Origin of the sequence: Streptosporangium sp. NPDC048047 (genome assembly GCF_040653115.1) — a bacterium.
Taxonomy (GTDB): Bacteria; Actinomycetota; Actinomycetes; order Streptosporangiales; family Streptosporangiaceae; genus Streptosporangium.
The window spans coordinates 1-4,904 of sequence record NZ_JBEZNH010000119.1; the positions used below are offsets into that span (position 1 = coordinate 1).

5 protein-coding genes are annotated in these 4,904 nt (G+C 65.3%); 3 read left to right on the forward strand and 2 right to left on the reverse strand.

Annotated elements, in window-relative coordinates:
* Positions 1-293 precede the first annotated feature (293 nt).
* Both AB0D67_RS38910 and AB0D67_RS38915 read left to right on the forward strand, forming a co-directional pair.
* Positions 294-515, forward strand: coding sequence for a hypothetical protein (locus AB0D67_RS38910; RefSeq protein ID WP_362947409.1), 222 nt, complete (start codon positions 294-296; stop codon positions 513-515).
* Between the two features lie 530 nt (positions 516-1,045).
* On the forward strand, positions 1,046-2,116 hold the full coding sequence (locus AB0D67_RS38915; RefSeq protein WP_362947412.1) for a hypothetical protein: 1,071 nt from the start codon (positions 1,046-1,048) through the stop codon (positions 2,114-2,116).
* A gap of 125 nt (positions 2,117-2,241) precedes the next feature.
* On the opposite strand, the gene AB0D67_RS38920 is transcribed toward AB0D67_RS38915, so the two are convergent.
* Both AB0D67_RS38920 and AB0D67_RS38925 read right to left on the reverse strand, forming a co-directional pair.
* Positions 2,242-2,460 (reverse strand): helix-turn-helix domain-containing protein, encoded by a 219-nt coding sequence (locus AB0D67_RS38920; RefSeq protein ID WP_362947415.1) that lies wholly within the window; start codon positions 2,458-2,460, stop codon positions 2,242-2,244.
* A 290-nt stretch (positions 2,461-2,750) separates the two neighbouring features.
* Positions 2,751-3,947 carry an ATP-grasp domain-containing protein gene (locus tag AB0D67_RS38925; protein WP_362947418.1) on the reverse strand — a complete coding sequence of 399 codons (1,197 nt, stop codon included), beginning with the start codon at positions 3,945-3,947 and terminating at the stop codon, positions 2,751-2,753.
* Positions 3,948-4,378: 431 nt separating this feature from the next.
* Here AB0D67_RS38925 and AB0D67_RS38930 point away from each other — a divergent pair, with 431 nt between their 5' ends.
* Positions 4,379-4,864 carry a helix-turn-helix domain-containing protein gene (locus AB0D67_RS38930; protein ID WP_362947420.1) on the forward strand — a complete coding sequence of 162 codons (486 nt, stop codon included), beginning with the start codon at positions 4,379-4,381 and terminating at the stop codon, positions 4,862-4,864.
* Positions 4,865-4,904 lie beyond the last annotated feature (40 nt).

Here is a 4,904-nt window from a genome sequence, read left to right on the forward strand (position 1 = left end):
GGGCCGAGAGGTGACGATTCCAACGGAACCGCACGACCCATGTTCCCCTAATGAGCCGATCGCCCCAGCCCATCACGGTGCCTAGCCCCGACGAGCGATCGTCCCGGCCTCGGCGTGGCCGAAGCACGCAGCCCCGTGAGAGACACTCCGTGCCGACACGTTCACCAATCTGGCCACAGTGCTCGCATTCTGTATCAGTTTCCGATAGAACTGCGGGACACAGTAACGGAGGGGTGATCAGGTTGGCGCAGCCGTACAAGGGGGCTCGAACCCCGACGATGGTCCGTCCTCCCGTGGCCCTGCGTAATCGATTGGACGATGCGTGGAAGGCCAAGGGATACAAGAGTCTCAACGACTACCTAGTGGACCTGCTCGCCGCCCTGCACCCGGACCCGAAGTCTCCCTCCGATCAGGCGGATGCCGCCGGGCGACTGGTTGACGCGCTTCTAGATTCCGTACCGGCCTTCCAGCAGGAAGACCTGGACCTGCTGTCACACGACCATGTCGCGGCGTAGCCCAGTGGCTGACGCTCGAAAGGAGACGTGGAGGGAAACGTAGACCCGCCGAGGACGGCGGACAACTTCATACATCCATGGAAAAAGGCCCCCGCGCCTGAGCTTGCCGGCGACCGGCGCGAGGACCTTCCTAGGTAGACATCCGGCCCGGCTCGTGTCGGCCGAGGCTTTCCCGTGCCTGGCCGGTGTCCAGAGGTCTGGAGACCACGATAAACGATGGGACCCGGGTTCGGCCACCCATGCCCGATTGTGGCGTGTCGCAATCGGGTGATAGCGGCCTTGCCTCACGGAATGATCACAACCGCGCATCATGCTCCGCGCCCGGGGAAACCCTCCCGAAGCGCCGTCGGCGCCGTGCGGTCTGCTACGAGGATCGCGATCTGCTGCCGGCCGTCCCGGTCCGGACGTGGTTCCGCCTGTTTCGCCTCCTGCGAGTCCGCGGAGTCATCACCGGCTTCTGTGTCGAACGTATAGCCCGCCATCTCACCTACAGCGCGTCCAAGGCCGGCTACGTCACGAACCTGCCCAGGGTGATCCAGGCGTACGAGAACGAGCACCACGTGGGTGAGCGGACGTTCTGGAAGGACCTGGACCGGCTCACCTGCCTGGGCTTGGTGCGCAAAGTCGAGGCCGCGGCACCGGGCCAGCCCGCCAGGTATGTGCTCTGCTACGACCTCGCCCACCTGCCTGAGGACCTCCCGAAGTCCCTCGGCCGGGCGGTCGAGGACATCGCGGACGATCCGGTGAAGCGCGCGAAGAGGCTTCCGACGCTGGCGTCGACGCATGGCGCTCTCGCGGCCTGCATCACCGTCCGGTACGGCTCCCGAACGTGCCCCACGCCGGCCCTGTTCTTCGGCTGTGGACGAGTTCAGACGTGTCTCTATATACAAGAAGGCCCCACCCCTCCCCCGCACCGGACTCCCCGCGAACGCGTCCAGGACGATCACGGGCGCAGCCCTTGGGGGAACAAAACCGGCACCGAGGAGAAGAGAGAGGCTCGGCAGGTGCTGGATGGATGCGTCGCGGCGTGGCGCCTGCAGCGAACGAGCCGACAGCAGGCCGAGGCGGAGCTACCGGATGCCGGGACGCTGGCCGGAGTTGAACACCTGATCGGGCTGCTGTTGCGATACGTGCCGCCGAGCGAGGTCGAGGAGATCCTGTCGGCGCAGGTCGGCTCTGTCCGAAACTTCGCCGGCGTGGTGCGCTACCGGGCCGGCCGGTGGCTACGCACGCTGCGGCGCCGCTACTTCATCGCGGTGGACGACGACGGCATCGGTTGGGAGCGGATGGCGGCTGACCTCGCCAAGCGGAGGGCGGAGGCGTCCCGGCCGGAGACCCGACGTGCGGCGATCGACGCGGCCCGGCAGGCGTTGGCTCGCAAGAGACCGGAGGCTGAGCGGTGGGCGCGGGCGGACGCCGCGGCGGACGCCGTTCTCCGCACAGCCATGTCTGAGGCAGCCGCGGTGGTGAATGCGCCTGCGATGAGTGAGCGCGTGGTGGACACGCGGGATCTGACCCGGCGGCTGGCGATCCTGCGGGCCCGCGCGGAGCGCGCCTTGGACACCGCAGCCTTGAGGTACCAAGAGGCTGCTGTTAGCTGAAGTGACCTGCAGCACGCTCGGCCTTGCACCAACGCTTTGATCAGTCTAGGTGAGTGCCCACAGGCAATGCGTTGGACAGCTCGACCGCCAGTTTCCCAACGAGGAGAGCCAGCTGGTCTAACCTGTCATGCTGCCGCGGCGACATCTTTACGTCCCCGCCTTCCGCCACGCGGCCGTCGCGCCACGCCCGACTCCTCCAGGAGGCGATGAACGAACCCATACGAGCGACCTGTTGAGCTCGCGAGCTGACGCAGCGACTCGCCTGCCGCGTACCGGTGCCGCAAGTCCTCCTTCAGCTTCTCCCGCTCAGGGCCCGTCACCCGCTCGTACTTCCGCAGTTCCACGGTATCTACTCCTTCAATTGCTTCACGCGGGCGCAGCTAACCGCGCCTTCGGCGTCGCGGAGCCTTCTCGCCTCGCCATGTACGGCCCTCAACCTTCAACAGATCGCCTCTGGCTGCCTCTCCGGCTTTAACTGCGCCCTTGAGATCGCCGGTGGCCCGAGCCCATGCGCCTTCTTGGCTAGGAATGAGGCGGCTGGGCCGGTGGTGGCCCTCTGTCGCGCCAGAAAGCCACCACCGACGTTCTCAACCGCACTCATGATCATCACCATCAACTGAGTCTTCCAACGCCACTACGCGGCCAGCTTGATCGCCTCGATGTCGATCCGCATCCCCATTCGGGCTCGATGGGCCAGCGCAAGGCTCTGACGCGGATCACGGCTGGTGACGATCACATATCCCACACGAGCGGGAGCTTCCTTCGGCCTGACGATGAGCTGTTCCTCAGGTGCAACCAGCCAGCCCATCTGCTGAGCCCAGGGCATCCCTGCCAGATCCTTGGGAACCGCCAGATGCCTTACCCTGCCGGTGGTGGCAGCGTGTACATACTCCAGCACTGCCGACTGATACTCCTGGTCCGGGTAGCCCACCGGCCGGCCCAGCGCTGTAGCCGCGCACTCAGCCACCAGGTCGGCTCCGCTGGCCAGTTGCACCGTCTGAGCCAGCAAGCTGCCGCCAGCGACCGAGTTGACTCCGATGACAACAGGGCCGTGTGGAGTCAGACAGAGCTTGACCTCGCTACAGCCGTCGCGCACGCCGAGCGCTGACAGTGCTCCGCGGGCCGCCTGGGCGATCGGCGGGCTCATCCTTGCGGGGTCTCCCGCGTCGACCAAATGTCCGAGCACGGTCGCGGATGGCATGAAGTCCGTCATTGTCCGGGCGACCGCCACGATCGAGCTATGGCCTGCCTGCGTCAGGCAGATAACGGTGAGCTCCGGTCCAGGCAGGTACGCCTCCACCACGACGCCGCCTCGGGACTGGTCAACAGCTTCTGCGGAGAAGGCCACGGCCTCCGGCATTGAGCGGGCGAGAAACACTCCTCGACCCTCAGTGCGGTTTCGAACTTTGAGGACGACCGGATATCCGATGCCGGCAGCGGCGGCTACCGCCTCATCAACTCCAGTAGCGAGGCGGGCGGGTGGTGTTGGGCAGTCAGCCGCCTGCAGGCGTTGGTGTAGGCGCCACTTGTCGTCGGCCGTCATGGCCGCTCTGCTGCCGTAGCTTGGGACATCGAGCCTTTCGGCCACTGCTGCGGTCAGCGTGGCTAGGTGCTCGTTAAGGGTGAGCACGCCTGCCACTGGCTGTCGGCTCGCTTCGATCGAGCGGAGCACGTGATCGATACTGAGGTCGAGTGGGTGCAGTTCATCCCTGATGTAGGGAGCTTGCCAGGTCGCCTGGACGGTGTCGGCGACGACGAGACGGTGCTGAGCAAGAGTCTGCAATGCAGGCTTGGCGACAGCAGGGTGGATACTCATCCCGCCGATCAGCACAAGGACACCCTGTCTGGCAACCGTGGCAGAGCCTGGGCCGTGCTGCGAGCTGGTAATACGGAAACTTCGGTTCATCGCGCCTCACTGGCTGGAGGCCATGTCGTGAGAGGCCTGACTGCGACCGCATCTTGACTGGCTTCCTGACTTGTCGATGTCAAGTGAGTCAGACAGTAAAGATCTAGCGCCTTCGCCGCTATCGCAACAGCCTGGTAGGACATAGCTGTAATTATTCTGTTATCTCTCCAGTCTTCTTTCCCACTTCTGTGGACTGGTGCTGATTCGGTGTTCGCGCTGGTCGGAGGTCGAATGACTGTCGAACGCCTGTCGCTTAGGGGCTCGTTGGGCGATTTGGTGCACTCAACCCATCAGCGCAACGCCATCCGAGATGATGATCACGGAGGTGTTACGTGGCAAGGATGGGTCGCCCGGGGATGTCCGACGCGCAAAAGCGAGAGCTATGGGACCGCTGGAAGGCAGGCGAGTCGATCAGCCAGATCGCCCGGGCATTGGATAAGCCCCCCGGCTCGGTCTTCACCGTGGTCAAGTCCAACGGCGGATATGTTCCACCGCTGCGGCCCAAGCGGCCCGGAACGCTGAGTTTCGCCGAGCGCGAGGAGATCTTCCGCGGCCTGGCGCGGGGCGAATCGATGCGCTCTATCGCCGTCGGCTGGGCCGGCACGCCTCGACCATCAGCCGGGAGATCGCCCGCAACAAGGGCGTTGCCCGCTATCGGGCCGTTGACGCCGAAGACCGCGCCTGGGCACGCGCCCGACGGCTCAAGGCGTGCCTGCTGGCGCGCAATCCGGCGTTGCGAGACCTGGTCGCCGAGAAACTGGCTCAGGACTGGTCGCCCGAGCAGATCGCCGGGCATCTGGCCAAGGTCTACCGGCCGGAAACGAGGATGGCTTTGTAGGTGAGATCCGGAGCCACATGTTCGCGAGCGGAGAGCCATCTCGG